We start from the raw sequence: 25,350 nt of genomic DNA on the forward strand, positions 1-25,350 counted from the left end.
AATGGCTGGCCCGCTGGGGCCGCAAACGGATGGGGGCGTAAATGCTGGAGCTGGATTTCTCGCAGCAGCTGGGCGACCTTAATCTCAACGTCCGCGCCGATTTGCCGGCGCAGGGCATCACCGCGATTTTCGGCCTGTCCGGCGCGGGCAAAACCTCCCTGATCAACGCCATCGGCGGCCTGACCCGTTTGCAGCAGGGGCGCATCGCGCTCAATGGCCGCACGCTGGTGGATACCGCCGCGGGCCTCTGCCTGCCGCCGGAAAAGCGTCGTATCGGCTACGTGTTCCAGGATGCGCGCCTGTTCCCGCATTATCGGGTGCGCGGCAACCTGCAGTACGGCATGGCGGCCGGCATGCGCGCGCAGTTCAATACCATTGTCGAGCTGCTGGGCATCGGGCCGCTGCTTAATCGGCTGCCGTTGACGCTCTCCGGCGGTGAAAAACAGCGGGTGGCGATCGGCCGCGCGCTGCTGACGGCGCCGGAACTGCTGCTGATGGACGAACCGCTGGCCTCGCTCGATCTGCCGCGCAAACGCGAGCTGCTGCCGTATCTGGAGCGGTTGGCGCAGGACGTGAACATCCCTATCCTCTACGTCAGCCATAGCCTGGACGAGATCCTGCGGCTGGCCGAGCAGGTGATGGTGCTGGATCGCGGTGAGGTGCGCGCGTTCGGCGGGCTGGAAGCCGTCTGGGCCAGCAGCGCGCTGCGGCCGTGGCTGCAACGTGAAGATCAGAGCAGCGTGCTGCGCGTCAGCGTGATTGAGCATCATCAACGCTATGCCATGACTGCGCTGGCGCTCGGCGATCAACGGCTGTGGGTCAGCGGCATCGACGCCGAATTGGGCACCCAACTGCGCATTCGCATCAACGCCGCCGACGTCTCGCTGGTGCTGCAACCGCCGGTCAACAGCAGCATTCGCAACGTCTTGCCGGCCAAGGTCAGCGAGTGTCTGGACGTGGACGGGCAGGTGGAAGTGAAGCTGGCGGTCGGGGAACACGTGCTGTGGGCGCGGATCACGCCGTGGGCGCGCGATGAACTGGCGATCCGCCCCGGGCAGTGGCTGTACGCGCAGGTGAAGAGCGTGTCGATCAGCCGGGAGAGCCGCTAAGGCAGACCCTCCCGGCGGGAGGGCGAAAAAACTAGAGTATGCGGGTGCGGATCACCTCGGCGATGCCCGGCTGCAGGTTATCGGCGATCACCAGATCGGCGCGTTCCTTGATCGCGTCATCGGCGTTGCCCATCGCCACGCCCAACCCGACCGCTTCCAGCATGCTGATGTCATTGTAGTTGTCGCCGAACGCCACCACCTGATCCATGCTAAGCCCCTGCGACTCCACCCATTGGCGCAGGCGTTTGCCTTTGCTGTTGCCGCCTTTGGCGATATCCACCTGATCGTGCCAGGACCATTCGCACGCCAGCCCCAGCTCTTTTTCCACCGTGTCGGCAAACTCGCGCAGCGCCGGAATATCGGCGTGCGAGGTGGCGAATTTCCAGATCGCCTGCGCGTCGTCGGCCGCCTGCGTCAGGCTGCCGACCTGCAGCAGCGTTGGGCGCTGCGCCGCCGGCAGGGTTTCCGCCCAGGCCAGCGAACGGGTCACGTGGCCGCTCGGTTCCTGATACAGCATGGCGTCGTCAACGTACATCAGCCCGTGAATGTCGGTCTGTTTGAGCATCTGCAGCACCTGCTTGGCTTGCTCCTTCGCCAAGGGATCGGCGGCCAGCACCTTTTTCTGCTGAAAATCATACAGGTAGGTGCCGTTGCAGCAGATGGCCGGGGTATCTATCTGCAGCGCCTGGTAAAACGGATGGATGGCGACGTGATGGCGGCCGGTGACCACCACCACCTGGACGCCGGCGGCGCGCGCCTGCGCCAGCGCTTCCAGCGACTGCGGTAAGATGCGTTTTTGATTGTCCAGCAGGGTGCCGTCAAGATCGAGGGCGATGACGCGGTAGCTCATAGGGTTCTCGTTATCGTTAGCCATAAAATTAATCCGATGGTACACCGGATAGCCTATGGAGAAAACCGCGTGAGCTTCCGGTGCTAAGCAGGGTTGCCATGCGACGGATGTGCGGTAAGCTAGGAGCAATCGAACGGCCTGAAACCGGTTCCTCTTTTACCCTTTGCAAGGAGAACACATGAAGCAAATCGTTTATGTCGCCAGCCCGGAGAGCCAGCAGATCCACGTCTGGCAGTTGGACGACGCCGGCGCGCTGGCGCTGCTGCAAACCGTTGACGTGCCGGGCCAGGTGCAGCCGATGACCCTTCATCCGGACAAGACCCACCTGTACGTCGGCGTGCGTCCGGCGTTCGGCATCGTCAGCTACCGCATCGAGGCGGACGGCACGCTGCAGCAGGCCGGCATGGCGCCGCTGCCGGGCAGCCCGACCCATATCTCCACCGATTTGCAGGGGCGTTACCTGTTCTCCGCCTCCTACAGCGGCAACTGCGCCAGCATCAGCCCGATCGGCCACGACGGCGTGGTGACGGCGCCGATCCAACAGATCGACGGCCTGAGCGCGCCGCACTCGGCGAACATCGATCCGACCAACCAGCTGGTGCTGGTGCCGTGTCTGAAAGAAGACCGCATCCGTCTGTTCAACCTGAGCCTGGCGGGCCAGCTGACGCCGCACGCGCAGGAGGCGGTGGATATCGCCGCCGGCGCCGGCCCGCGCCATATGGCGTTCCACCATAACGACAAGTTCGCCTACTGCGTCAATGAGTTGAACGGCACGGTGGACGTGCTGGCGATTTCGGAAAACGGCGGCAAATACACCGTGACGCAAACGCTGGATATCATGCCGGACGATTTCGACGGCACCCGCTGGGCGGCGGACATTCATATCACGCCGAACGGCCGCTTCCTGTACACCAGCGATCGCACCGCCAGCATTCTGACCCTCTTCAGCGTCTCCGAAGACGGCGGCACGTTGAGCGTGGTCGGCTATTATCCGACCGAAACGCAGCCGCGCGGTTTCAATATCGATCACAGCGGCCGCTTCGTGATTTCGTCCGGCCAGAAGTCCGATCACATCGCGGTGCATGAAATTGATCAGGCCAGCGGTAAGTTGACTACGCTGGCGCGTTATCCGGTGGGCAAAGGCCCGATGTGGGTCAGCGTGCTGGCGAAGTAATTCGTCGGCCAGGCCAGAGTGGAAAAGCGCGGTGCGGTTGACCGCGCTTTTTTATGGGCGGGGGATCAGTTGAACATCACCGTCAGCGTGGCGCTGCCGAGGCTGTGGAAATGCACGTTAAAGCCCACCAGTGCGCCGCTGGACCCTTCATCCACCTCAATGCTTTCCACGTCCAGCGCGTGCACGGTGAACTGATAGCGGTGGCTTTCGCCATTCGGCGGCGCGGCGCCGCCGTAACCGGCCGAACCGAAGTCGGTACGGGTTTGCAGCGCGGCGCTCGGCAGCGGCGCTTTGCCGGAGCCTGCGCCCTGCGGCAGCTCACGCACGTCGGCCGGAATATTGGCCACCACCCAGTGCCACCAGCCGGAGCCGGTTGGGGCGTCGGGATCGTACAGGGTGACGACGAAGCTCTTGGTGCCCTCGGGCACGCCGTCCCAGGCCAGGTGCGGCGACAGGTTATCGCCGTGGTAGCCCATGCCGTTGAAGACCTGCGTCTGCGGCATTGTGCCGCCGTCCTGCAGATCGTTGCTGTACAAACGAAAAGCCATAATGACTCCCAGTTATCGATAAACGCGGACCCCTAAGCTAGATCTTTTCGGTGGAACAATACAACCCCTTGCGCCAACGGCGGACGGTTGATCTCGACGGTGACATGCACCAGTTCGGGATGCGCGGCCAACAGTTGGCGCACACGATCGGCGGTGAGGGCGCGATCGGCGCTGCTCAGGGCGATGACGCAATGATATTTTCCTTTACCGATGCGGCCTACGTGTAAATCGGTCAGCGTGAGTGGGTGGCCGGAAGTGGCCAGGGTCTGACGAATCTCTTGCGCCACGGGGGCGTCCATTTCGGCATCCAGCAAAATCTTCCCGCTATCGCGCATCAGGCTATAGGCCCAGGCGGCCACCATCATCGCGCCGACGATGCCCATCAACGGATCGAGCCAAGCGGCGCCCCAAAGCTTGCCGCCAAACAGCGCGACGAGGGCCAACACCGAGGTGGCGGCGTCGGCGATGACGTGGATATAGGCGGAGCGCAGGTTGAGGTCATGATGAGGGTCATCGTGGTTATCCCCGTGGTGGTGATGGTGGCCGCCGCCGCGCAACAGCCAGGCGCAAAGCAGATTGACAGCCAGCCCGATCGTGCCGATGGCGATGGCTTCGTTGTAATGAATCGGGCTGGGATTCAGCAGCCGCTGCGCGGACTGGAACAGCATCAGCGCCGCCACCAGCACCAACAACACCGCGCTGGTGTAACCGGCCAGCACTTCTATTTTCCAGGTGCCGAGGCTGAAGCGGCGATCCTTGGCCAACCGGCGTGCGGCGCCGTAAGCCAGCAGCGACAAGCCCAGAGCCAGCGCATGCGAGCTCATGTGCCAGCCGTCGGCCAGCAATGCCATCGAGTTAAACAGCCAACCGCCGGCGATCTCGATGACCATCATACTGGCGGTGAGTATCACCGCCCATCTGGTGTTTCTTTCGGCCAATGGGTTACCATCGTCAAAAACGTGGCTGTGCTCGCGGTGCAAAGCGGGCGCGTGAGACGTCATGGTGAAGTTCCTCAGCAAAAGGTAGTGTGCTGGAGTATACTATACCCCAGTATAGTAAATAACAATCGGGCGGAAATAATGAGCCATACCCTCAGAGATCAAAAGAAGCTGTTGGCGCGGGTGCGCCGCATTAAAGGGCAGGCCGAAGCGCTGGAGCGCGCGCTGGAGAGCGGCGGCGAATGTTCTGCTGTTCTGCAGCAGATCGCGGCGGTGCGCGGCGCGGTCAACGGTTTAATGGCGCAGGTGCTGGAAGGGCATGTGCGCGAACATCTGGCTGCCGCGGACGCTACGCCGCAGCAGCGTGAGCAGGACATCGAGCAATTGATGACCGTTTTACGTTCTTATATGAAGTAATCATGATTTCACTGAAAAAACGCACGCCGTGGTTCGGTTGGTTGCGCCGTTGGGCCAAAGGCATCAAACGCGATATCTACGCGCTGTGGCTGGCCGCCCGTGATAAGCGCACCCCATGGTACGCCAAGCTCATCGCGCTGCTGGTGGCCGGCTATGCGATCTCGCCAATCGATTTGATCCCGGATTTCATTCCGGTGCTGGGCTATCTGGACGATGTGATCATCGTGCCGTTGGGCATCATGCTGGCGGTGCGCCTGATCCCCAAACCGCTGATGGCCGAGCTGCGCGAGAAGGCGCAAAAGCGCGTCGATAACCCCACCGGCCGCATGGCGGCGGCGATGATCATTTTACTCTGGCTGCTGTGTCTGGGATTGCTGGCCCGCTATCTGGACCAGCATTGGTAGGGCATTAACGCGCGGCGGCGGCCACGGCGGCGGTCAGGCGGCTGAGCTGTTCCGCTTCGATGATGTAAGGCGGCATCAGGTAAATCAGTTTGCCGAATGGCCGGATCCATACCCCGCGCTCGACGAACCCGCGCTGCAGCTCGGCGACATCCACCGGTTCGCGCATCTCCACCACCCCAATCGCCCCCAGCACCCGCACGTCCGCCACCTTCGGCAGCGCCGCCAACGGCAGCAGTTCCCGCTTCAACTGGGCTTCGATGGCGCTCACCTGCGCCTGCCAGCGATTTTCCGCCAGCAGCGCCAGGCTGGCGTCCGCCACCGCACAGGCCAGCGGGTTGCCCATAAAGGTCGGCCCGTGCATAAAGCAGCCGGCCGCGCCGTTGCTGATGGTCTCCGCTACGTGGCGGGTGGTCAGGGTAGCGGACAGCGTCATGTAGCCGCCGGTCAGCGCCTTGCCCAGGCAGAGAATGTCCGGCACCACCTGCGCGTGTTCGCAGGCGAACAGCTTGCCGGTGCGGCCGAAGCCGGTGGCGATCTCATCGGCGATCAGCAGCACCTGATGGCGATCGCACAGCTCGCGCACCCGCTTGAGGTAGGTTGGGTGGTAGATGCGCATGCCGCCGGCGCCTTGCACCACCGGTTCCAGGATCACCGCCGCCACTTCACCGGCGTGCTGCTCCAGCAGCGCGGCGAACGGCGCAATGTCCTCTTCGCGCCATTCCTCATCGAAGCGGCACTGCGGTGCGGTGGCGAACAGGTGCGGCGCCAGATAGCCCTGATAGAGGCTGTGCATCGAGTTGTCCGGATCGCAGACCGACATCGCGCCGAAGGTATCGCCGTGATAGCCGTGGCGCAGCGTCAGGATGCGCTGCCGGCGCTCGCCGCGCGCCTGCCAATACTGCAGCGCCATCTTCAGCGACACTTCCACCGCCACCGAACCGGAATCCGCCAGGAACACGCACTGCAGCGCTTCCGGCGTCATCTCCACCAGCCGACGGCACAGCGAGATGGCGGCCGGATGGGTGATGCCGCCGAACATCACGTGCGACATCTTCTCCAGTTGCTGACTGGCGGCCTGATTCAGACTCGGATGGTTGTACCCGTGGATCGCCGCCCACCAGGAGGACATGCCGTCCACCAGACGCCGGCCATCCGCCAGCTGCAGCTCGACGCCGCTGGCCGACTCGATCGGGTAACAGGGCAACGGGCGGCTCATGGAGGTGTAGGGATGCCAGATATGGCGTTGGTCAAACGCCAGGTCGGAAGCGGTGACAGACATACTTGTAAACCAAATTGAATTAAGATTGGTTGACAGTATATCCACAATATTTAAACTGGCGACACTTTTTCGTTTTGGAGACGCCATGATGGCCGATCGCATTCACTGGACAGTAGGGCAAGCCCAGGCCCTGTTTGATAAACCGCTGCTTGAACTGCTGTTCGAAGCGCAAACCGTACACCGCCGGCACTTCGACCCGCGTCAGGTGCAGGTCAGCACGCTGCTGTCGATCAAAACCGGCGCTTGCCCGGAAGACTGTAAATACTGCCCGCAGAGCTCACGCTACAAGACCGGCCTGGAGTCGGAGCGACTGATGCAGGTTGAGCAGGTGCTGGAATCGGCGCGCAAAGCCAAAGCGAACGGCTCGACCCGTTTTTGCATGGGCGCGGCGTGGAAGAACCCGCACGAGCGCGATATGCCTTATTTGCAGCAGATGGTGCAGGGCGTGAAAGCGATGGGCATGGAAACCTGCATGACGCTGGGCACGCTTGACGGTACTCAGGCCGAGCGGTTGGCGGAAGCCGGATTGGATTACTACAACCATAACCTCGACACCTCGCCGGAGTTCTACGGCAACATCATCACCACCCGCAGCTACCAGGAGCGTCTGGATACGCTCGACAAGGTGCGCGACGCTGGCATCAAAGTGTGCTCCGGCGGCATCGTCGGGCTGGGTGAAACGGTGCGCGACCGCGCTGGGCTGCTGGTGCAGCTGGCCAACCTGCCGAAACCGCCGGAGAGCGTGCCGATCAACATGCTGGTGAAGGTGAAAGGCACGCCGCTGGCGGATAACGACGACGTCGATCCGTTTGACTTCATCCGCACCATCGCGGTGGCGCGCATCATGATGCCATCCTCTTATGTCCGCCTTTCCGCCGGCCGTGAACAGATGAACGAACAGACGCAGGCGATGTGCTTCATGGCCGGCGCCAACTCCATCTTCTACGGTTGCAAGCTGCTGACCACGCCGAATCCGGAAGAAGATAAGGATCTGCAGCTGTTCCGCAAGCTGGGATTGAACCCGCAGCAGACCGCCACCGAACACGGCGACAACCAGCAACAGCAGGTGCTGGCCAAGCAACTGCTGAACGCCGATACCGCCGAGTTTTACAACGCGGCGCCGTGATGAGCTGGCCACAACGCATCGAGCAGGCGCTGGCGGAGCGGCGCCTCAACGCCGCCTACCGTCGGCGACAGGCCACCGAGGGCGGCAACGGCCGCCAGATCCGGCTCGACGATCGTCTCTATCTGAACTTCTCCGGTAACGACTACCTGGGGCTGAGCCAGGATGCGCGGGTGATCGCCGCCTGGCAGCAGGGCGCGCAGCGTTACGGCGTCGGCAGCGGCGGTTCGGGCCACGTCACCGGCTTTAGCGTGGCGCATCAGGCGCTGGAAGAGCAACTGGCGGCGTGGCTCGGCTATCCGCGCGCGCTGCTGTTCATCTCCGGTTACGCCGCCAACCAGGCGGTGCTGGCGGCGTTGATGCAGAAGGGCGATCGCATTTTGGCCGATCGCCTCAGCCACGCCTCGCTGCTGGAGGCGGCGGCGCAGTCGCCGGCCGAGCTGCGCCGGTTCCAGCACAATCAGCCGCAGGCTTTGGTGGATTTGCTGGCCAAACCCTGCGACGGGCAGCGGCTGGCGGTGACCGAAGGGGTGTTCAGCATGGACGGCGACGGCGCGCCATTGGCGGAACTGTACCGCTTGACCCGCGCGGCGGGCGCCTGGCTGATGGTGGACGATGCCCACGGCGTCGGGGTGCGCGGCGAGCAAGGCCGCGGCAGCTGCTGGCAGCAGGGCGTGCGCCCTGAACTGCTGGTGGCGACCTTCGGCAAGGCGTTCGGCGTCAGCGGCGCGGCGGTGCTGTGCGATGAGGCGACCGCCGAGTATCTGCTGCAGTTCGCCCGCCATCTGATTTACAGCACCGCGATGCCGCCGGCGCAGGCCTGCGCGCTGCAGGCGGCGCTGGCCTGCATTCAAGAGGGTGATGAACTGCGCGCCCGGCTGCAGGACAATATTCGCCGTTTCCGCCAGGGCGCGGCGCCGTTGGCGCTGACCCTGACGGACTCCGACACCGCCATCCAGCCGCTGCTGGTGGGTGACAATCAACGCGCGCTCGATCTGGCGACCCGCCTGCGCGAGCGGGGGCTGTGGGTGAGCGCCATCCGTCCGCCGACGGTGCCGCCGGGCGGCGCGCGGCTGCGCATTACCCTGACGGCGGCGCACCAGCCGCAGGACATCGATCGCCTGCTGGAGGTATTGCATGACGTCAGCCAATGACAGGGTGAACAAACAGGCGGTCGCCTCGGCCTTCAGCCGCGCGGCCGGCAGCTACGACGCCGCCGCCGCGCTGCAGCGTGACGTTGGCGAGCGCTTACTGGGGATGGGGAGTTCCCACCCGGGCGAACGGCTGCTGGACGCCGGCTGCGGCACCGGCTATTTCAGCCGTATGTGGCGCGAGCGCGGCAAGCAGGTGACCGCGCTCGATCTGGCGCCGGGGATGTTGGCGTTCGCCCGTCAGCAACAGGCGGCGCACCATTATCTGCTGGGCGATATCGAACAGGTGCCACTGCCCGACGCGGCGATGGACATCTGTTTCAGCAGCCTGGTAGTGCAGTGGTGCAGCGATCTGCCCGCTGCGCTGGCGGAGCTGTATCGCGTGACCCGTCCCGGCGGCGTGATCCTGTTTTCCACGCTGGCGGCGGGCTCGCTGGAGGAATTGGGGGACGCCTGGCAACAGGTGGACGGCGAACGTCATGTGAACGCCTTTTTGCCGTTGACGCAGATCCGCGCCGCCTGCGCTTCCTATCGACACGAGCTGGTGACGGAATTACGCACCCTGAACTACCCGGACGTGATGACGCTGATGCGTTCGCTCAAGGGCATCGGGGCGACGCATTTGCATCAGGGGCGCGAGGGCGGCCTGATGTCGCGCGGCCGTCTCGCCGCGTTGCAGGCGGCTTACCCGTGCCGGCAGGGGCAGTTCCCGCTCAGCTATCATCTGGCTTATGGAGTGATTTATCGTGATTAAACGTTGGTTCGTGACCGGCACCGACACCGAAGTGGGGAAAACCGTCGCCAGCAGCGCCTTGCTGCAGGCCGCCAACCGGGCGGGTTACCGCAGCGCCGGCTATAAGCCGGTCGCTTCCGGCAGCGAAATGACCGCCGAGGGGCTGCGCAACGGCGACGCGCTGGCGCTGCAGGCCAACAGCGGCGTGGCGCTGGATTACGACGAAGTGAACCCTTACGTTTTTGCCGAACCGACCTCGCCGCATATCGTCAGCGCCGATGAAGGCCGGCCGATCGACGCGGCGCGGCTGTCCGACGGCCTGCGCCGGCTGGAGCAGCGCGCCGACTGGGTGCTGGTCGAGGGCGCCGGCGGGTGGTTTACTCCGCTGTCGGCGGAGTACACCTTCGCCGACTGGGTACGGCAGGAGCAACTGCCGGTGATCCTGGTGGTGGGCATCAAACTGGGGTGCATCAACCACGCGGTGCTGACGGCGCAGGCGGTGCAACAGGCGGGGCTGACGCTGGCCGGTTGGATCGCCAACGACGTGACGCCGCCGGGGCGGCGGCATCAGGAATACCTGGCCACGCTGCGCCGCATGCTGCCGGCGCCGCTGCTGGGCGAAATCCCGCACCTGCCGCAGGCCGAACGGGCGCGGTTGGGGCAGTATCTGGACATCAGCCTGCTATAAACAAACGCCCCATGAGGGGGATTCCCCCTCATCTTCCTTCCTGTCCCGCCAGCCCGGCGCCGATCAGCGCCTCATCCAGCTGCGCCAGCGCGCCGTGCGCCACGGTGCGCCCGCTATCCAACAGGCAAAAGCGGTCCGCCACCCGGCGCACGAACGGCAGCTGATGTTCTACCAGCAAAATGGTCATGCCCAATTCATAGTTGAGCCTGCGGATCACGTTGCCGATGTCGGCGGCGATCGAAGGCGGCACGCCCGCCGTGGGTTCGTCGAGGATCAGCAGCGCCGGCTCCTGCGCCAGCGCACGACCGATCGCCAACTGGCGCTGGGCGCCTTCGCACAGATCGCCGGCGCGGCGGGTACGCATCTGGCGCAAATTGGGAAACAGGCTGTAGATCAGCGGCGGAATGCGGCGAGGGGCGCCGCGCACGGCCATCTGCGCCACCTGCAGATTCTCTTCCACGCTCAGCTGCGAGAAGAGTTGCCGCCCTTGCGGGACGTGGCTGATGCCCAGTGCCGCGCGGCGCTCCATCGGTTGCAGCAGCAGGTTTTGCGGCGGCTGATCCGCCGGCTGCCAGGTCATGCTGCCGCTCACCACCGGCAAATGCCCCATGATGCAGTTGACCAGCGTGGTCTTGCCCACGCCGTTGCGCCCGAGCAGTACGGTGCACTGGCCGCGCGGCAGCTCCAGGTTGATGTCCCACAGGGTGTGGTTTTGACCGTAGAATTGATTGACCGATCTCAGGCTCAGCATTTGGCATTCTCCTCATAGACGCTCGTTTCACTCGTTGGCGGGGGACAGCAAAGGCCGCATGCGCGGCGAATTTCCCGAGTGTGGCAATGTCTGGAACAAGATGCCGTCCGTCCAATGAGCCAGAGCAAGGTCTGCGGTGGACGGAATGACAGTCAATATGTCGTTAAAAACGACGCTTGTGACGACTTGGTGTCGTTCTTGCGCTTTTACAGGCGATAGCACCGCGAGGGGTACACGCTGTGGCTGGCAGCGCATCACGCTGCCGCACCGCATTTATACGCAGGAAGATAAAGCAACTCTCAGGCCAGTTTTACCGCCGGGTGAAAACGGGGATTGTTATCGCCTTGTTAACCGCTGGTCAGGCCTGACGCGCGCTGCCGTGACAGCCTGAAAATACGCGGGGAAGTTAACCCGGACGTTTTTTGCACTCTTGTGGTGCTCTTCGGTGAGGGCATGGTGCAAGGCATTGCGCCGCCGTCAAGCGCGATCCGCGAGAAAGGGGCCGATGCGATTTTGGCAATGGGGATTTTTAGTATTAATCGGCATAAACAAAGCGATATTTTTATGAAAAAATAACTAAAAAAGCCATTTTGGCGAGTGTAAAGGGCGAAAAGCTTTCTTTCTGTAACTCCCGCCCCGGGCGGGGCGGTGAGAGTTATCCACTATTCCTGTGGATAACCTTGTGTATTAGATTTAGAAAAACGCTGTAAAGCGAGAGCGGACGCGGGTTCTGTTCGCTTTGCCCGCATTCTCGTCTTTTTATTAAATATCTTATATATCAATAGATTAATTAAAATCAAGACGCAGGGGTATTGATCAGGTCTCTATGTATGATTTTTCGACGCGGTGCTATCAATAAGTTAATTCGCGGCAAGTTCTGGGGATAAATCTGTTATTGACAATAAAAATGTCACCCCGCTGTAACGTCACGGTGCAACGGCATTGCCGCAGTGCCGGGCGCGGCGACGAATCCGCTTGAAGCTGGTTTTATATCCAGTATCATGGGCACTGGCGCAAATCGCCGACACTTTCCATAATTAGGGGCCATGTCCGGCGCAGAGCCGGCTGGCCGCCTGAGCGCGCGCATCTCCACAGGGTAGCCGAGCAATGAGTAAACTTTTCAAACTGCATTCCGAGTTCAAACCGGCCGGCGATCAGCCGGAAGCCATCCGCAAGCTGGAAGAGGGGCTGGAAGACGGCCTGGCGCACCAGACGCTGCTGGGGGTTACCGGTTCGGGCAAGACGTTCACCATCGCCAACGTGATAGCCGATCTGAATCGGCCGACCATGGTGCTGGCGCCGAACAAGACGCTGGCGGCGCAGCTGTACGGTGAAATGAAAGCGTTTTTCCCGGAGAATGCGGTGGAGTACTTCGTCTCCTACTACGACTACTACCAGCCGGAAGCCTACGTGCCCAGCTCCGACACCTTCATTGAAAAAGACGCTTCGGTGAACGAGCACATCGAGCAGATGCGTCTTTCCGCCACCAAGGCGCTGCTGGAGCGGCGCGACGTGGTGGTGGTGGCGTCGGTGTCGGCGATCTACGGCCTGGGCGATCCGGATCTTTACCTGAAGATGATGCTGCATCTGACCCAGGGGATGATCATCGATCAGCGCTCCATTTTGCGCCGCCTGGCGGAGCTGCAGTATTCCCGCAACGATCAGGCTTTCCAGCGCGCCACTTTCCGCGTGCGCGGCGAGGTGATCGATATCTTCCCGGCGGAATCGGACGAGCTGGCGTTGCGCGTCGAGCTGTTCGACGAAGAAGTGGAGCGGTTGTCGCTGTTCGATCCGCTGACCGGCCAGATTGAACAGGTGGTGCCGCGTTTTACCATCTACCCGAAATCGCACTACGTGACGCCGCGTGAGCGGATCATGCAGGCGATGGAAGAGATCAAGGTCGATCTGGCGGACCGCCGCAAGGTGCTGCTGGCCAACAGCAAGCTGCTGGAAGAGCAGCGCCTGACGCAGCGCACCCAGTTCGATCTGGAGATGATGAACGAGCTGGGTTACTGCTCGGGCATCGAAAACTACTCGCGCTATCTGTCCGGGCGCGCCGAGGGCGAGCCGCCGCCGACGTTGTTCGACTACCTGCCGGCGGACGGCCTGCTGGTGGTCGACGAATCCCACGTGACCATTCCGCAGATTGGCGCGATGTTCAAGGGCGACCGCGCGCGCAAGGAAACGCTGGTGGAGTACGGCTTTCGTCTGCCGTCGGCGCTGGACAACCGCCCCTTGCGCTTCGAGGAGTTCGAGGCGTTGGCGCCGCAGACCATCTATGTTTCCGCCACGCCGGGCAAATATGAGCTGGAGAAATCCGGCGGCGATCTGATCGATCAGGTGGTGCGGCCGACCGGGTTGCTGGATCCGATCGTGGAAGTGCGGCCGGTCGCCACCCAGGTGGACGATCTGCTCTCCGAGATCCGCAAGCGCGCGGCGATCAACGAGCGCGTGCTGGTGACCACCCTGACCAAACGCATGGCGGAAGACCTGACCGAATACCTGGAAGAGCATGGCGAGCGCGTGCGCTACCTGCACTCGGATATCGATACCGTGGAACGGGTCGAAATCATTCGTGACCTGCGTCTGGGCGAGTTCGACGTGCTGGTGGGCATCAACCTGTTGCGTGAGGGGCTCGACATGCCTGAGGTGTCGCTGGTGGCGATTCTGGACGCCGACAAGGAAGGCTTCCTGCGTTCCGAACGTTCGCTGATCCAGACCATCGGCCGCGCGGCGCGTAACCTGAACGGCAAGGCGATCCTGTATGGCGATCGCATCACCGATTCGATGGCCAAGGCGATCGGTGAAACCGAGCGGCGCCGCGCCAAGCAGCAGGCCTATAACGAAGCCAACGGCATCGTGCCGCAGGGGCTGAACAAGAAGATCGGCGACATTCTGCAGATCGGTCAGCCGGTCAACCGCGCCAAGGGTAAAGGCAGGAGCAAGGCAGTGGACGGCGGCGCTCAGCTCCAGAACCTCACGCCGAAAGCGCTGGATCAGAAAATCCGCGATCTGGAAGCGCAGATGTACACCCACGCGCAAAACCTGGAGTTCGAGCAGGCGGCTGCGCTGCGCGACGAGATCCACCAGCTGCGCGAGCAGTTCATCGCGATTTCCTGACCGTTGGACGGCGCCCGCGCCGTGGGCGTCAAAATTCCTTGTCGGCCGCGCCAAAACTGTTATGGTGTGCGGCCCGATTTGACCACGAAGAGTACCGAACATGAGCCAACACCAGTCTAAAGACCCGCTGCACGGCGTGACGCTGGAGCAACTGCTGAATAAACTGGTGGATCACTACGGTTGGTCCGAACTGGGCGCGCGCATTCGCATCAACTGCTTCCGCAGCGATCCGAGCATCAAGTCCAGCCTGAAGTTTTTGCGTCGCACGCCCTGGGCGCGCAAAGAGGTGGAAGATCTGTATATCGATATGGTCAGCCATCCCGCCCCGGCCAGCGATAATCCCTGGCTGCGCGGGCGAGACGGTTAAATTCGGTCAGCGGCGGGCGGCCAGCTCCACCAGCGCCTGATCCAGCGCCTGGCGCAGCAGTTGGCGATCGTGGCGGTAGGGGATGTCGCTCGCTTCCAGCGGCTGTTGAATCACCACCCGATCCTGCACTTCACTGGCGTCCACCGCCGGGCCGACGATCAGCGCATCGATCATCCGGCGGCCGATCTTCTCTTCCATCAGCGTCAGCTTATCCTTTAACGACAGCGCCGCGGCGGCCACGCTCAGCTCGCGGCCGAGGTTGCCGATATAGATCATGCTGGCGCTGCTGCGGCGCAGCGCCTGGGTGAGATCGTCCAGCAGCAGCAGCGGCATCAGGCTGGTGAGAAAGCTGCCCGGCCCGATCAGGATCACGTCGGCTTGCGCGATGGCGTCCAGCGCTTCGCGCGTGGCGTTGACCGGGGGCGACAGCATCAGCTCCTGCGGCATGTGGGCCAGTTGATCGACATTCACTTCACCGTAAACGTGATTGCCTTCGTGATCGTGCGCCATCAAATCCACCGGCTGCTCCGACATCGGGATCAGCGCCGCATCCACCTTCAGCAAGCTGCGCACCAGATTGATCGCTTCCAGCGGGCGCACGCTCAGGTGATCCAGCGCTTTCAGCATCAGGTTGCCCAGGTTATGGCCGGCCAGCTCACCGTTGCCGCTGAAACGGTATTCGAACATCGCCGAGGCGACGCTCGGTTCGGTGATCAGCTGGTTGAGACAGTTGCGGGTATCGCCCCAGGCAATGCCGCCTTCCGAACGGCGGATGCGGCCGGTGGAACCGCCGTTGTCGGTGGTGGTGACGATGCCGGTCAGGCGGGAGCCTAAGGACGACAGGGCCGACATCACACGGCCCAGGCCGTGCCCGCCGCCCAACGCCACCACGCGGTCGAGATCGGCCAGGGTACGATTACGCATAAATTTCCTTACAAAGGGGCTGAACTGCCCGCATAAGGTAGCGGATCCGGCATAAAAACGCGATAAAGAGTGTCATTTGCGTGATTCTGGTCAATTCGTCCACGCAAGCGATGTTTATCATGGTTTACCCGAATAGACGGCGTCTAAAAGCGCTGTATAGACAATTATATAGCGAATTAACGCGTTGGCTATCGTTGCCGATTAGCGCTAGAATTCTGCTGAAAACCACGGTTTCATTCCGGCTACTCAAGGTAGCGGGAAGAGAAATCAAACTCCTAGCCCCTGCGCCTACGTTGTTCATCCGGAACGATATGGCGCCTGGGCCGTGGCGAAGTCAGCCACCAGGGTGCAGAGGGGAAACGCTCGCATCTCCCGACTTTGGAAAGGTGTTATGGTACCGCAACTCATTGATGCTTATGAGCGCAAGTTCTATTACCTGCGCTTGTCGATCACCGACGTGTGCAACTTTCGTTGCACCTATTGTCTGCCCGACGGCTACAAGCCGAGCGGCAGCCCGAAAAGCTTCCTGTCGCTGGATGAAATCCGCCGCGTCAGCCGCGCGTTCGCCGAACTGGGCACCGAAAAGGTGCGCCTGACCGGCGGCGAACCTTCGCTGCGCCGTGATTTTACCGAGATCATCGCCGCCGTGCGGGAAAATCCGGCCATCCGTACCCTGGCGGTCACCACCAACGGCTACCGTCTGGCGCGCGATGTCGCCGCCTGGCGTGACGCCGGCCTGACGGCGATCAACGTCAGCATCGACAGCCTGGATCCCCGCCAGTTTCACGCCATCACCGGCCAGGACAAGTTCCGCCAGGTGATGGACGGCATCGACGCCGCCTTCAGCGCCGGTTTCAGCAAGGTCAAGGTCAACGCCGTGCTGATGCGCGACGTCAATCACCAGCAACTCGGCGCGTTTCTCGCCTGGATCAAGGATCGGCCGATCCAGCTGCGCTTTATCGAACTGATGGAAACCGGCGAGGGCGGCGAGCTGTTTCGCAAACACCACGTTTCCGGCGAAGTGATTCGCCGGCAGCTGGAACAGCAAGGCTGGCAGCGCCAGGCGCGCGGCCGCAGCGACGGCCCGGCTCAGGTGTTCAGCCACCCGGACTACCAGGGTGAGGTGGGTCTTATCATGCCGTATGAAAAAGACTTCTGCGCCAGCTGCAACCGGCTGCGCGTTTCTTCCATCGGCAATCTGCATCTGTGCCTGTTCGGCGAGCAGGGGGTGCCCCTGCGCGATCTGTTGGCGGACGACGGCCAGCTCGACGCGCTGAAGGCGCGCATTCAGAGCGGGCTGCTGAGCAAGAAGCAGACCCATTTCCTGCATCAGGGCAACAGCGGGATCACCCAGAACCTGTCGTTTATCGGCGGCTGACAGCCAATAGGAGCTTATTGAACCATGAGCCATGCGAGCAGCGAGTTTATTCCGGCGCATATCGCCATCCTGACCGTGTCCGACAGCCGCGGCGCGGCGGAAGACACCTCCGGCCAATATCTGCAGGACGCGGCGCGGGAAGCCGGCCATCAGGTGGTGGATCGCACCATCGTCAAAGATGACATTTACCAGATCCGCGCACGGGTTTCCGCGTGGATCGCCGATGACAACGTGCAGGCGGTGCTGATCACCGGCGGCACCGGTTTTACCGCGCGCGACAACACGCCGGAAGCGCTGTTGCCGCTGTTCGACAGAGAGGTGGAAGGGTTCGGCGAACTGTTCCGCATGGTGTCGTACGAAGAGATCGGCACCGCGACGATCCAGTCGCGCGCGCTGGCCGGCCTGGCCAACCGCACGGTGATTTTCGCCATGCCGGGTTCCACCCGCGCCTGCCGCACCGCCTGGGAGCGGATTATCGAAGAGCAGTTGGACGCGCGCCATCGCCCGTGCAACTTCCAGCCCCATTTGAAGAAGCCCTGATTCATGACACAGCTAACCCACATTAACGCCGCCGGCGAAGCCCATATGGTCGACGTTTCCGCCAAGGCCGAAACGGTGCGCGAGGCGCGCGCCGAAGCCTTCGTCGAGATGCTGCCCGCCACGTTGGCGATGATCGTCGACGGCAGCCATCACAAGGGCGACGTGTTCGCCACGGCGCGCATCGCCGGCATTCAGGCGGCCAAACGCACCTGGGAGCTGATCCCGCTGTGCCACCCGCTGATGCTGAGCAAAGTCGAAGTGCAGTTGGAGGCGCAGACGCAGCACAGCCGGGTGCGCATCGAAACCTGCTGCCGGCTGACCGGCAAAACCGGCGTCGAGATGGAGGCGCTGACCGCCGCCTCGGTGGCGGCATTGACCATCTATGACATGTGCAAAGCGGTACAGAAAGATATGGTGATCGGCCCGGTGCGCCTGCTGGCGAAAAGCGGCGGCAAATCCGGCGATTTTAAGGTGAACGCATGATCGATATTCTTTTCTTCGCGCAGGTGCGCGAACTGGTGGGTACCGGCGCGCTGTCGATGCCGGCGGATTACCCGACCGTCGAGGCGCTGCGCCAGGCGTTGTGCGCGCGCGGCGATCGCTGGGCGCTGGCGCTGGAGTCCGGCAAGCTGTTGGCGGCGGTCAATCAGTCGCTGGTGACGGCGGATCACCCGCTGCGCGCCGGCGATGAAGTGGCCTTCTTCCCGCCGGTTACCGGGGGGTAAGCATGGAAAACACCCGCATTCGCGTGGGCGAAGCGCCGTTCAACGTCGGCGACGAGTACCAGTGGCTGGCGCAGTGCGACGCCGACGGCGCGGTGGTGACCTTCACCGGCAAGGTGCGCAACCATAACCTCGGGGACGACGTCAGCGCGCTGACGCTGGAACACTATCCCGGCATGACCGAGAAGGCGCTGGCGGAGATCGTGGCCGAGGCGCGCAGCCGTTGGCCGCTGCAGCGCGTGACGGTGATCCACCGCATCGGCGCTCTGTATCCCGGCGACGAGATCGTGTTCGTCGGCGTGACCGGCGCGCACCGCGGCATGGCGTTCGCCGCCAGCGAGTTCATCATGGACTACCTGAAGACCCGGGCGCCGTTCTGGAAGCGCGAAGCGACCGGCCAGGGCGATCGTTGGGTGGACGCTCGCGACAGCGATCGTCAGGCCGCGCAGCGCTGGCACGACGCGGCTAAATAACGCCTCAACAGCGGAAATAAATCAAGACCTTTGCCGCTTTCGCGCGGCCTATTCTGTGGTACGCTTATAGCAGGCGAAGCCCCGTTCGCGGGGCTTCGGAATCTTGTTTACAACGCAAAAGGTAACCGTCATGGACCGATATCCACGCTCTAATGGTTCAATCGTCGAACGTGCCAACAGCGGCATTCAGGCCTACATGGCGCAGGTTTACGGCTGGATGACCTGCGGTCTGCTGCTGACGGCGTTCGTTTCCTGGTATGCGGCCAATACGCCCGCGATCCTCAACTTCATCTTCTCCAGCCAGATCACCTTCTTCGGTCTGATCATCGCCCAGTTGGCGCTGGTGTTCGTGATTTCCGGCATGGTCAACCGCCTGAGCGGCGCGGTGGCCACCTCGCTGTTCATGCTGTACTCGGCGCTGACCGGGCTGACGCTGTCGAGCATCTTCATCGCTTATACCTACAGCTCGATCGCCAGCACCTTCGTGGTCACCGCCGGCATGTTCGGCGCGATGAGCCTGTACGGCTACACCACCAAGCGCGATCTGAGCGGCTTCGGCAGCATGCTGTTCATGGCGCTGATCGGCGTCGTGCTGGCTTCGCTGGTGAACATCTGGCTGAAAAGCACCGCGCTGATGTGGGCGATTACCTACATTGGGGTGGTGGTGTTCGTCGGTCTGACCGCGTACGACACGCAAAAACTCAAGGCGATGGGCGAGCAGCTGAACGCCGATGATAAAGACGGCTTCCGCAAGTACGCCATCGTCGGCGCGCTGACGCTGTATCTCGACTTCATCAACCTGTTCCTGATGTTGCTGCGCATCTTCGGCAACCGCCGCTAAATCCGTCGTCTTTCAAGCCTTAGGGTATCTGGCGATCAAAAAGCTCTGCATGTGATATGCAGAGCTTTTTTTATGCGATCTTGCGGCGGAACAGCGCGTAGGCGGCGCTGCCGGTGGTGGCGGTGATCACCAGCAGCGGCCACAGGCTGCGCCAGATGATGCTGAAGCTGGCGTCTTTCAGGTAGATCTGCTTGGTGATGTCGGTGAAGTGGCGTATCGGGTTCACCCAGGTCAGATCCTGCAGCCACACCGGCATATTCTCCACCGGCGAGACGTAACCTGAGAGCAGGATCGCCGGCATCATGAACACGAACACGCCGATAAACGCCTGCTGCTGAGTGGCGCACAGCGACGAGATCAGCAGGCCGAAACCGACCAGCGACAGCCCGTAGATCAGCATGGTGGCATAGAACAGCAGCAGCGATCCGGCGAACGGGATCTGGTACAGGAAGATGCCGATCAACAGCACGATGCTGGACTGGAAGCTGGCGACGATCAGCGCCGGCACCGCCTTGCCGATAAAGATTTGCCAGGTGGTGAGCGGCGAGACCAGCAGCTGTTCCAGCGTGCCCTGTTCGCGTTCGCGCGCCACCGACAGCGAGGTGACGATCAGTACGCCGATGGTGGTGATCATGGCGATCAGCGACGGCACCACGAACCATTTGTAGTCCAGATTCGGGTTATACCAGTTGCGCACCACCAGTTCGCTGTTGTTGGGTTTGGCGCGGTTGCCGAGCAGCTCGTTCTGATATTCCTGCACGATCTGCTGCACGTAGTTGGCGGCGATCTGCGCGCTGTTGGAGTTGCGCCCGTCGAGCAGCAGCTGCAGCGGCGCGGTATTGCCGGCGGCGATATCGCGCGAGAACTGCGCCGGGAAGCGGATCAGCAGCAGCGCCCGTTGGTTATCAATGGTGGTCTTTATCTCCTGCGGGTTGCGCAGCAGCAGCACATGGGAGAAAGCTTTAGCCTTGGCGAAGCGTTGGGTCAGCTCCACCGAAGCCTGGCCGCTGTCCTCGCTGTAGACCGCGATGGTGGCGTTGGTCACCTCCAGCGTCGCGGCGAACGGGAACAGCAGCACCTGCAGGATCACCGGCATGATCAGGATGGCGCGGGTTTGCGGATCGCGCAGCAGCGCCTGCATTTCCTTGATGATGAGCGTCAACAGACGGTGAAACATCGCTCTTTCTCCTTAATCCAGCCGACGCTGGGTTTTCCAGGCCGTCAGGCCGATGAACACCACGGCGGAAGCGATCAGGAACAGCAGATTGATCGCCAGCACGGTGCCGACGTTGCCCGCCAGGAACAGCGTTTGCAGCGTGCTGACGAAGTAACGCGCCGGAATGATGTAGGTCACCGCGCGCACGATGGCCGGCATGCTGTCGATCTGGAAAATGAAGCCGGACAGCATGATCGACGGCAGAAAGGCGGCGTTCAGCGCCACCATCGCCGCGTTGAACTGGTTGCGGGTGAGGGTGGAGATCAGCAGGCCCATGCCGAGGGTGCTGGCGAGGAACAGGCTGCTGATCAGCAGCAGGATCGGCAGCGAACCGCGATAGGGCACGCCGAGCACCCACACCGCCACCGCCATGCACAGCGCCATGGCGATCATGCCGAGGAAGTAATAAGGGATCAGTTTGGAGAGCAGCAGCTCGCTGCGCGTCACCTGGGTGGACAGCAGAGCCTCCATGGTGCCGCGCTCCCATTCGCGGGCGATCACCAGCGAGGTGAGAATGGCGCCGATCACCGTCATGATGATGGTGATGGCGCCGGGAATGATGTAGTGCCGGCTGATGGCCGCCGGGTTGAACCAGTAGCGCATCTGCACGTCAATCAGCGGTTTGTCGTTGTTCCCCCGATCGGCGGCGCGCTGCTGCTGCCAAACTTGCCATACGCCCTGGGCATAGCCCTGCACGAAGTTGGCGGTGTTCGGCTCGCTGCCGTCGGTGATCACCTGGATAGGGGCGCTGTCGTGCGGGCGCGCCATGCGCTGGTCGAAATCCACCGGGATCACCACCAGGCCGCGGATCGTGCCGGCCTGCATCTGCTGGATCAGCTGTTGGCGGTTGTCGCTGATGGTCGGTTCGATATAGGGCGAACCGGCGAAGGCGTGGGCCAGATCGCGCGCGTCTTCGCTCTGTTGCTCCATCAGAATGCCCAGATGCAGCTTGCTGGAGTCCAGGTTTATGCCGTAGCCAAAGATGAAAAGCAGCATCAGCGGGATGACGAAGGCGATCAGGCCGCTGCTGGGATCGCGCAGTATCTGCCGCGTTTCCTTCAGGCACAGCGCGCGCAGCCGGCGCCAGGAGAAGCCGCTCTCGTCGATTGGGGTTCGGTTATCGCTCACCGCGTTTCCTCCTCGTCGTAGCCCTGCACCAGCTCGATAAACGCCTGCTCCATCGAAGGGCTGGGATTGTCGTCGCGCGCCACCTGCTGTTTGAGATCGTCCGGCGTGCCGGCGGCGATGATCTTGCCGCGATACACCAGGCCGATGCGGTCGCAGTATTCCGCCTCGTCCATAAAGTGGGTGGTCACCATCACCGTCACGCCCTTGTCGACCATGCCGTTGATGTGCAGCCAGAACTCGCGCCGCGTCAGCGGATCGACGCCGGAAGTCGGTTCGTCGAGGAACAGAATATCCGGTTCGTGCATCAGCGCGCAGGCCAGTGCCAGGCGCTGTTTGAAGCCGAGCGGCAACGCGTCCGGCGTCTGATCGAGGATCGGCGCGAAGTTGAAGGCGCGCGACATCTCGTCGATTTTGTCGCGCTGCGCCTTGCCGCTCAGGCCGTAGACGCCGGAGAAGAATTTCAGGTTCTGCGCCACAGTCAGGTTGCCGTACAGCGAGAATTTTTGCGCCATGTAGCCGAGGCGTTGGCGCGCCTTGCCGGAACTGGTCTTCAGATCCATCCCCAGCACCAGCGCCTTGCCGCCGGACGGCACCAGCAGGCCGCACATCATTTTGAAGGTGGTGGACTTGCCGGCGCCGTTCGGGCCGAGCAGGCCGAAGATTTCGCCGCGCCGCACCTGAAAATCGACGTGATCGGTGGCGGCGAAATCGCCGAATTTCTTGGTCAACTGCACCGCTTCGATCACCGTTTCGCCACTTTCGCCACTTTCGCCGTTGACGGTCGGCATGATCTCCGCCAGCGCCGAGCGATGGTTGGGGCCGCCGCCGAGCAGATCGATAAACGCATCCTCGAAGCGCGGATCCGCTTCGTTCAGTTCGGCGTCCGGCAGATCCAGCGCCTGCAGCAGCTGGCGGTGATCTTCGCCTTCTTTCAGGATCAGGCGCAGGTACTTGCCTTGGATCACGCCGTCGGTGACCGCCGGCAGGCAGATCGCCCGCTGCAGCAACGATCGATGGCTGCCCGGCGGTGCGGCGATCAACACCGTGCGCCCGGCCATACGGCGAGTCAGATCCTGCGGCGCGCCGCTGAACAGCAGCTCGCCCTCGTTGAGCAGCAGCACTTCGCGGCACTGCTCGGCTTCGTCGAGATAAGAGGTGCTCCACAGGATCAACATGCCGTCGTTGGCCAGCTCGTGCACCATGCGCCACAGCTCGCGGCGCGAGATCGGATCGACGCCGACGCCCGGTTCATCCAGCAGCAGCACCTGGGGGGCGCCCACCAGCGTGCAGGCCAGTCCCAGTTTTTGCTTCATGCCGCCGGACAGCTTGCCCGCCAGGCGCTCGGTGAAGCGGGTCAGATCGGTGAATTTCAGCAGCCGTTCGAAGGTCTGGCGGCGAAGATCGCCGGTGACGCCGCGCAGATCGGCGTACAGCGTCAGGTTCTCCATCACCGTCAGATCCTCATACAGCCCGAACTTCTGCGGCATGTAGCCGAGGATGGCGTGCAGTTGACGATCCTGGGCGATCGGATCCAGCCCGGCGACCCGCAGTTTGCCGCTGCTGGGCTGCAGCAGCCCGGCCAGCATGCGCAGCAGGGTGGTTTTACCGGCGCCGTCCGGGCCGACCAGCCCGATCACCGCGCCGCTGCGCAGGGTGGTGGTCAGGCTGGCGACCGCCGGTTTCTCAAGCGACGGGAAGCGTTTTTCCAGCCCTTCCAGCTCGATGGTGTGCGCCTGTTCCATGGCCGGCCTCAGGGTTTGGCGAAGCGCAGGGTGACCGGCATGCCCTGGCGCAGCGCGTCGTCGGCGTCGGTGACGATCACCCGCAGGCGATACACCAGATCGGTGCGCAGATCCGGCGTTTCAACGCTTTTCGGCGTGAATTCCGCGGTCGGCGAGACGAAACCGATCTTGCCGTGATAAGGCTTGCCGGGGCGGCCGTCGGTGTAAATTTCCAACTCGGTGCCGGGCACCGCCTGATTCAGGCTGGTTTCGTTGACGTAGGCGCGCACCCACACCGGCCGGGTCAACGACAGGGCGAACACCGTGCCGCCGGTGCCGAGCATGGTGCCCGGCTCTACCGCACGGGTCAGCACCGTGCCGGCGGAAGGGGAGATCAGCGTGGCGTCTTGCAGGTTCAACTGCGCCTGCGCCAACGCCGCTTCGCTTTGCGCCACGTCGGCCTTGGCCTGTTCAATTTCTTGCGGGCGATTGCCGCTGCGGTATTGCGACAGCTTGTCCTTCGCCGCCTGCAGATTGGCCTGCGCCTGATTGCGGGCGGTGCGCGCATCCTCCAGCGCGTCGGCGGAGGTGGCGTTTTTCGCCCACAGCCCCTGCTGGCGTTTCAGGAAGCTGTCGGCATAGGTGAAGGCGGACTGGCGCTGCGCCATTTCTGACTGCACCTGGGCTATCTCTTCGGTGCGATAGCCGGCCTGCAGCAGCGACAGTTTGGCGCGCGCGCTGCCGACGTTGGCTTCGGCCTGCTGCAGCGCGTTGCGGTAGGGGGCGTCGTCCAGCTTGCCGAGCAGCTGGCCTGGCTGAACGGCATCGCCTTCATCCACCGTCAGCGACGCCAGGCGGCCGTCGACGCGAAAGCCGAGGTTGACCGTGCGGATATCGACGTTGCCGTACAGCGTCAGCGGCTTATCCTGCTGCTGTTGGTAATGCCAGACCCCGTAAGCGGCGGCCGCGATCAGCAGAATTAACAACACGATCAAGGCACTGCGTTTTTTGTTCATAACACTCCCTGCCTGAATTTACGCGCCGTGACGTTGGCGCAGCCCAATAACTAAAATCTCGATATGCTCGCTCAGCACCGCCGCGATTTGCGCCGCTTCGCCCTCGCCAATCTCTTGCCAGCCGGCCTGACGGCGAATGGTCTCTCGCGCCACGCGGAACGACAGCACCTCGCCGATCAGCGCATGGGTATGCAACACCAGGCGGGTGGCGCGTTCGTCGATGCCGGTGGCGGCCGACAGCAGGCGGCACAGCCGCTCGTGCATCGGCGCGATCACCTGGCGGTGGATCAGCGGGTAGGCCTCGGTCGGGGCGAGCTGTTCGCGCGACATGATTTTGCTCAGGTTCAGCGTGTGCGGCTGGGTCATCAGCTCGCTGAAGGCCAGCAGGCCACGCTGCAGCAAGCGTAGCGCCGCGTCGGGTGAGCGTTGTTCGGGCGCTTCTTGCCCAAAGCGATCGACCTCTTCGGCCAACGGGGCGAACGCCTGCTGGATGAAATCGGCGAGCGACTGCGCCACGGCCAGATACAGCCCCTCTTTGGAGCTGAAGTAGTAGGTAATGGCGGCGATGTTCTGGCCGGCGCGCTGGGCGATATCGCGCGTGGTGGCGCCCTGCAGGCCGAATTCGCCGAACAGTTCGGTCGCCGCGGCGAGCAGCTGCCTGCGCGTTTGCTCGCCGCGCGCCCGGCCGGCGGCCTGATGAGGGACTGAGATGTGACAATGAACTTACGAAACCAAGAAA

The 25,350-nt window shown here is 62.9% G+C and carries 28 protein-coding genes and 1 riboswitch; of the genes, 17 read left to right on the forward strand and 11 right to left on the reverse strand.

Annotated features, from left to right (window positions below; genetic code table 11):
* Positions 1 to 41 precede the first annotated feature (41 nt).
* On the forward strand, positions 42 to 1,109 hold the full coding sequence (gene modC / locus ADK28_RS03060; protein WP_016928697.1) for a molybdenum ABC transporter ATP-binding protein ModC: 1,068 nt from the start codon (positions 42 to 44) through the stop codon (positions 1,107 to 1,109).
* Between the two features lie 31 nt (positions 1,110 to 1,140).
* Here the strand turns inward: modC and ADK28_RS03065 are convergent, their stop codons facing one another.
* Positions 1,141 to 1,959, reverse strand: a complete 819-nt coding sequence (locus ADK28_RS03065; protein ID WP_048794850.1) for a pyridoxal phosphatase — start codon at positions 1,957 to 1,959, stop codon at positions 1,141 to 1,143.
* Between the two features lie 178 nt (positions 1,960 to 2,137).
* On the opposite strand from ADK28_RS03065, the gene pgl reads away from it, so the two are divergent.
* Positions 2,138 to 3,133: a 6-phosphogluconolactonase gene (pgl, locus tag ADK28_RS03070; protein WP_033641051.1), complete on the forward strand. Its 996-nt coding sequence runs from the start codon at positions 2,138 to 2,140 to the stop codon at positions 3,131 to 3,133.
* 65 nt (positions 3,134 to 3,198) lie between these two features.
* Here the strand turns inward: pgl and ADK28_RS03075 are convergent, their stop codons facing one another.
* Both ADK28_RS03075 and dmeF read right to left on the reverse strand, forming a co-directional pair.
* Positions 3,199 to 3,681, reverse strand: a complete 483-nt coding sequence (locus ADK28_RS03075) for a kinase inhibitor (RefSeq protein WP_016928694.1) — start codon at positions 3,679 to 3,681, stop codon at positions 3,199 to 3,201.
* Positions 3,682 to 3,713: 32 nt separating this feature from the next.
* Complete coding sequence (gene dmeF / locus ADK28_RS03080) at positions 3,714 to 4,682, reverse strand: CDF family Co(II)/Ni(II) efflux transporter DmeF (RefSeq protein ID WP_072009686.1); 969 nt, start codon at positions 4,680 to 4,682, stop codon at positions 3,714 to 3,716.
* A gap of 78 nt (positions 4,683 to 4,760) precedes the next feature.
* Here dmeF and ADK28_RS03085 point away from each other — a divergent pair, with 78 nt between their 5' ends.
* Together ADK28_RS03085 and ADK28_RS03090 are read left to right on the forward strand one after the other, a co-directional pair.
* Positions 4,761 to 5,036 (forward strand): metal/formaldehyde-sensitive transcriptional repressor, encoded by a 276-nt coding sequence (locus tag ADK28_RS03085; protein WP_004939805.1) that lies wholly within the window; start codon positions 4,761 to 4,763, stop codon positions 5,034 to 5,036.
* 2 nt (positions 5,037 to 5,038) lie between these two features.
* A complete protein-coding gene (locus ADK28_RS03090) occupies positions 5,039 to 5,440 on the forward strand; it encodes a YkvA family protein (RefSeq protein ID WP_025301916.1) in 402 nt (133 codons plus the stop codon).
* 4 nt (positions 5,441 to 5,444) lie between these two features.
* Here the strand turns inward: ADK28_RS03090 and bioA are convergent, their stop codons facing one another.
* On the reverse strand, positions 5,445 to 6,719 hold the full coding sequence (bioA, locus tag ADK28_RS03095; RefSeq protein ID WP_033641049.1) for an adenosylmethionine--8-amino-7-oxononanoate transaminase: 1,275 nt from the start codon (positions 6,717 to 6,719) through the stop codon (positions 5,445 to 5,447).
* Positions 6,720 to 6,807: 88 nt separating this feature from the next.
* Between bioA and bioB the strand changes: the two genes are divergently transcribed.
* From bioB to bioD, 4 genes are read left to right on the forward strand one after another with little or no spacing between them, the layout of a single operon-like run.
* Positions 6,808 to 7,845, forward strand: coding sequence for a biotin synthase BioB (bioB, locus tag ADK28_RS03100; protein WP_028127661.1), 1,038 nt, complete (start codon positions 6,808 to 6,810; stop codon positions 7,843 to 7,845).
* Positions 7,845 to 8,996 (forward strand): 8-amino-7-oxononanoate synthase, encoded by a 1,152-nt coding sequence (gene bioF / locus ADK28_RS03105; protein WP_048794851.1) that lies wholly within the window; start codon positions 7,845 to 7,847, stop codon positions 8,994 to 8,996. The genes bioB and bioF overlap by 1 nt, the downstream gene beginning before the upstream one ends.
* Entirely contained in the window at positions 8,980 to 9,747 is a 768-nt protein-coding gene (gene bioC, locus ADK28_RS03110) for a malonyl-ACP O-methyltransferase BioC (protein ID WP_048794852.1), read from the forward strand. Before bioF ends, bioC begins: the two co-directional genes overlap by 17 nt.
* A complete protein-coding gene (gene bioD, locus ADK28_RS03115; protein WP_033641046.1) occupies positions 9,740 to 10,414 on the forward strand; it encodes a dethiobiotin synthase in 675 nt (224 codons plus the stop codon). The genes bioC and bioD overlap by 8 nt, the downstream gene beginning before the upstream one ends.
* A 28-nt stretch (positions 10,415 to 10,442) precedes the next feature.
* On the opposite strand, the gene ADK28_RS03120 is transcribed toward bioD, so the two are convergent.
* On the reverse strand, positions 10,443 to 11,165 hold the full coding sequence (locus ADK28_RS03120) for an ATP-binding cassette domain-containing protein (protein ID WP_016928685.1): 723 nt from the start codon (positions 11,163 to 11,165) through the stop codon (positions 10,443 to 10,445).
* 453 nt (positions 11,166 to 11,618) lie between these two features.
* Here ADK28_RS03120 and ADK28_RS33290 point away from each other — a divergent pair, with 453 nt between their 5' ends.
* The 3 genes from ADK28_RS33290 (at position 11,619) to ADK28_RS03130 (ending at position 14,652) form a co-directional block, all read left to right on the forward strand.
* Positions 11,619 to 11,741 carry a hypothetical protein gene (locus ADK28_RS33290; protein WP_254925154.1) on the forward strand — a complete coding sequence of 41 codons (123 nt, stop codon included), beginning with the start codon at positions 11,619 to 11,621 and terminating at the stop codon, positions 11,739 to 11,741.
* Between the two features lie 531 nt (positions 11,742 to 12,272).
* Positions 12,273 to 14,285, forward strand: a complete 2,013-nt coding sequence (uvrB, locus tag ADK28_RS03125) for an excinuclease ABC subunit UvrB (RefSeq protein WP_048794853.1) — start codon at positions 12,273 to 12,275, stop codon at positions 14,283 to 14,285.
* Positions 14,286 to 14,385: 100 nt separating this feature from the next.
* Complete coding sequence (locus ADK28_RS03130; RefSeq protein ID WP_004939783.1) at positions 14,386 to 14,652, forward strand: VF530 family DNA-binding protein; 267 nt, start codon at positions 14,386 to 14,388, stop codon at positions 14,650 to 14,652.
* Between the two features lie 6 nt (positions 14,653 to 14,658).
* Here the strand turns inward: ADK28_RS03130 and ADK28_RS03135 are convergent, their stop codons facing one another.
* Positions 14,659 to 15,576 (reverse strand): gluconeogenesis factor YvcK family protein, encoded by a 918-nt coding sequence (locus tag ADK28_RS03135; protein WP_033653506.1) that lies wholly within the window; start codon positions 15,574 to 15,576, stop codon positions 14,659 to 14,661.
* A 260-nt stretch (positions 15,577 to 15,836) separates the two neighbouring features.
* A riboswitch (molybdenum cofactor riboswitch) is annotated at positions 15,837 to 15,981 on the forward strand.
* Between ADK28_RS03135 and moaA the strand changes: the two genes are divergently transcribed.
* The 6 genes from moaA (at position 15,968) to ADK28_RS03165 (ending at position 19,530) form a co-directional block, all read left to right on the forward strand.
* On the forward strand, positions 15,968 to 16,954 hold the full coding sequence (moaA, locus tag ADK28_RS03140) for a GTP 3',8-cyclase MoaA (RefSeq protein WP_033641045.1): 987 nt from the start codon (positions 15,968 to 15,970) through the stop codon (positions 16,952 to 16,954). It overlaps the preceding riboswitch by 14 nt.
* Positions 16,955 to 16,978: 24 nt before the next feature.
* Entirely contained in the window at positions 16,979 to 17,494 is a 516-nt protein-coding gene (moaB, locus tag ADK28_RS03145) for a molybdenum cofactor biosynthesis protein B (RefSeq protein WP_048794854.1), read from the forward strand.
* Between the two features lie 3 nt (positions 17,495 to 17,497).
* Complete coding sequence (gene moaC, locus ADK28_RS03150) at positions 17,498 to 17,977, forward strand: cyclic pyranopterin monophosphate synthase MoaC (protein WP_048794855.1); 480 nt, start codon at positions 17,498 to 17,500, stop codon at positions 17,975 to 17,977.
* On the forward strand, positions 17,974 to 18,219 hold the full coding sequence (moaD, locus tag ADK28_RS03155) for a molybdopterin synthase sulfur carrier subunit (RefSeq protein ID WP_048794856.1): 246 nt from the start codon (positions 17,974 to 17,976) through the stop codon (positions 18,217 to 18,219). Before moaC ends, moaD begins: the two co-directional genes overlap by 4 nt.
* 2 nt (positions 18,220 to 18,221) lie before the next feature.
* Positions 18,222 to 18,689 carry a molybdopterin synthase catalytic subunit MoaE gene (gene moaE / locus ADK28_RS03160; RefSeq protein ID WP_016928678.1) on the forward strand — a complete coding sequence of 156 codons (468 nt, stop codon included), beginning with the start codon at positions 18,222 to 18,224 and terminating at the stop codon, positions 18,687 to 18,689.
* Positions 18,690 to 18,819: 130 nt separating this feature from the next.
* The gene (locus ADK28_RS03165; RefSeq protein WP_048794857.1) at positions 18,820 to 19,530 is read left to right on the forward strand and encodes a Bax inhibitor-1/YccA family protein; all 711 of its coding nucleotides are present in this window, start codon (positions 18,820 to 18,822) and stop codon (positions 19,528 to 19,530) included.
* Between the two features lie 70 nt (positions 19,531 to 19,600).
* Here ADK28_RS03165 and ADK28_RS03170 read toward each other — a convergent pair whose 3' ends face one another.
* From ADK28_RS03170 to cecR, 5 genes are read right to left on the reverse strand one after another with little or no spacing between them, the layout of a single operon-like run.
* Complete coding sequence (locus ADK28_RS03170; RefSeq protein WP_033641042.1) at positions 19,601 to 20,707, reverse strand: ABC transporter permease; 1,107 nt, start codon at positions 20,705 to 20,707, stop codon at positions 19,601 to 19,603.
* Positions 20,708 to 20,719: 12 nt separating this feature from the next.
* Positions 20,720 to 21,874: an ABC transporter permease gene (locus tag ADK28_RS03175; RefSeq protein ID WP_033641041.1), complete on the reverse strand. Its 1,155-nt coding sequence runs from the start codon at positions 21,872 to 21,874 to the stop codon at positions 20,720 to 20,722.
* Positions 21,871 to 23,616: an ATP-binding cassette domain-containing protein gene (locus ADK28_RS03180; protein ID WP_048794858.1), complete on the reverse strand. Its 1,746-nt coding sequence runs from the start codon at positions 23,614 to 23,616 to the stop codon at positions 21,871 to 21,873. The genes ADK28_RS03175 and ADK28_RS03180 overlap by 4 nt, the downstream gene beginning before the upstream one ends.
* Positions 23,617 to 23,624: 8 nt before the next feature.
* On the reverse strand, positions 23,625 to 24,611 hold the full coding sequence (gene hlyD, locus ADK28_RS03185) for a secretion protein HlyD (protein ID WP_048794859.1): 987 nt from the start codon (positions 24,609 to 24,611) through the stop codon (positions 23,625 to 23,627).
* Positions 24,612 to 24,629: 18 nt separating this feature from the next.
* On the reverse strand, positions 24,630 to 25,322 hold the full coding sequence (gene cecR / locus ADK28_RS03190; protein ID WP_048794860.1) for a transcriptional regulator CecR: 693 nt from the start codon (positions 25,320 to 25,322) through the stop codon (positions 24,630 to 24,632).
* Positions 25,323 to 25,350: the final 28 nt, after the last annotated feature.

It is taken from the genome of Serratia sp. 506_PEND (genome assembly GCF_001076875.1).
Lineage (GTDB): Bacteria > Pseudomonadota > Gammaproteobacteria > Enterobacterales > Enterobacteriaceae > Serratia > Serratia marcescens.

Excerpts from the sequence above, each read along its gene's own strand:
- ADK28_RS03165 (WP_048794857.1), top strand. The coding sequence starts at position 18,820 with ATGGACCGATATCCACGCTCTAATGGTTCAATCGTCGAACGTGCCAAC.
- bioC (WP_048794852.1), top strand. The coding sequence starts at position 8,980 with ATGACGTCAGCCAATGACAGGGTGAACAAACAGGCGGTCGCCTCGGCC.
- ADK28_RS33290 (WP_254925154.1), top strand. The coding sequence starts at position 11,619 with ATGGTGCAAGGCATTGCGCCGCCGTCAAGCGCGATCCGCGAGAAAGGG.
- bioF (WP_048794851.1), top strand. The coding sequence starts at position 7,845 with ATGAGCTGGCCACAACGCATCGAGCAGGCGCTGGCGGAGCGGCGCCTC.
- ADK28_RS03120 (WP_016928685.1), bottom strand. The coding sequence starts at position 11,165 with ATGCTGAGCCTGAGATCGGTCAATCAATTCTACGGTCAAAACCACACC.
- ADK28_RS03075 (WP_016928694.1), bottom strand. The coding sequence starts at position 3,681 with ATGGCTTTTCGTTTGTACAGCAACGATCTGCAGGACGGCGGCACAATG.
- ADK28_RS03085 (WP_004939805.1), top strand. The coding sequence starts at position 4,761 with ATGAGCCATACCCTCAGAGATCAAAAGAAGCTGTTGGCGCGGGTGCGC.
- ADK28_RS03130 (WP_004939783.1), top strand. The coding sequence starts at position 14,386 with ATGAGCCAACACCAGTCTAAAGACCCGCTGCACGGCGTGACGCTGGAG.
- ADK28_RS03090 (WP_025301916.1), top strand. The coding sequence starts at position 5,039 with ATGATTTCACTGAAAAAACGCACGCCGTGGTTCGGTTGGTTGCGCCGT.
- moaB (WP_048794854.1), top strand. The coding sequence starts at position 16,979 with ATGAGCCATGCGAGCAGCGAGTTTATTCCGGCGCATATCGCCATCCTG.
- moaA (WP_033641045.1), top strand. The coding sequence starts at position 15,968 with ATGGTACCGCAACTCATTGATGCTTATGAGCGCAAGTTCTATTACCTG.
- ADK28_RS03180 (WP_048794858.1), bottom strand. The coding sequence starts at position 23,616 with ATGGAACAGGCGCACACCATCGAGCTGGAAGGGCTGGAAAAACGCTTC.
- bioA (WP_033641049.1), bottom strand. The coding sequence starts at position 6,719 with ATGTCTGTCACCGCTTCCGACCTGGCGTTTGACCAACGCCATATCTGG.
- dmeF (WP_072009686.1), bottom strand. The coding sequence starts at position 4,682 with ATGACGTCTCACGCGCCCGCTTTGCACCGCGAGCACAGCCACGTTTTT.
- modC (WP_016928697.1), top strand. The coding sequence starts at position 42 with ATGCTGGAGCTGGATTTCTCGCAGCAGCTGGGCGACCTTAATCTCAAC.
- ADK28_RS03135 (WP_033653506.1), bottom strand. The coding sequence starts at position 15,576 with ATGCGTAATCGTACCCTGGCCGATCTCGACCGCGTGGTGGCGTTGGGC.
- ADK28_RS03170 (WP_033641042.1), bottom strand. The coding sequence starts at position 20,707 with ATGTTTCACCGTCTGTTGACGCTCATCATCAAGGAAATGCAGGCGCTG.
- pgl (WP_033641051.1), top strand. The coding sequence starts at position 2,138 with ATGAAGCAAATCGTTTATGTCGCCAGCCCGGAGAGCCAGCAGATCCAC.
- bioB (WP_028127661.1), top strand. The coding sequence starts at position 6,808 with ATGGCCGATCGCATTCACTGGACAGTAGGGCAAGCCCAGGCCCTGTTT.
- moaE (WP_016928678.1), top strand. The coding sequence starts at position 18,222 with ATGGAAAACACCCGCATTCGCGTGGGCGAAGCGCCGTTCAACGTCGGC.
- uvrB (WP_048794853.1), top strand. The coding sequence starts at position 12,273 with ATGAGTAAACTTTTCAAACTGCATTCCGAGTTCAAACCGGCCGGCGAT.
- ADK28_RS03065 (WP_048794850.1), bottom strand. The coding sequence starts at position 1,959 with ATGAGCTACCGCGTCATCGCCCTCGATCTTGACGGCACCCTGCTGGAC.
- hlyD (WP_048794859.1), bottom strand. The coding sequence starts at position 24,611 with ATGAACAAAAAACGCAGTGCCTTGATCGTGTTGTTAATTCTGCTGATC.
- moaC (WP_048794855.1), top strand. The coding sequence starts at position 17,498 with ATGACACAGCTAACCCACATTAACGCCGCCGGCGAAGCCCATATGGTC.
- moaD (WP_048794856.1), top strand. The coding sequence starts at position 17,974 with ATGATCGATATTCTTTTCTTCGCGCAGGTGCGCGAACTGGTGGGTACC.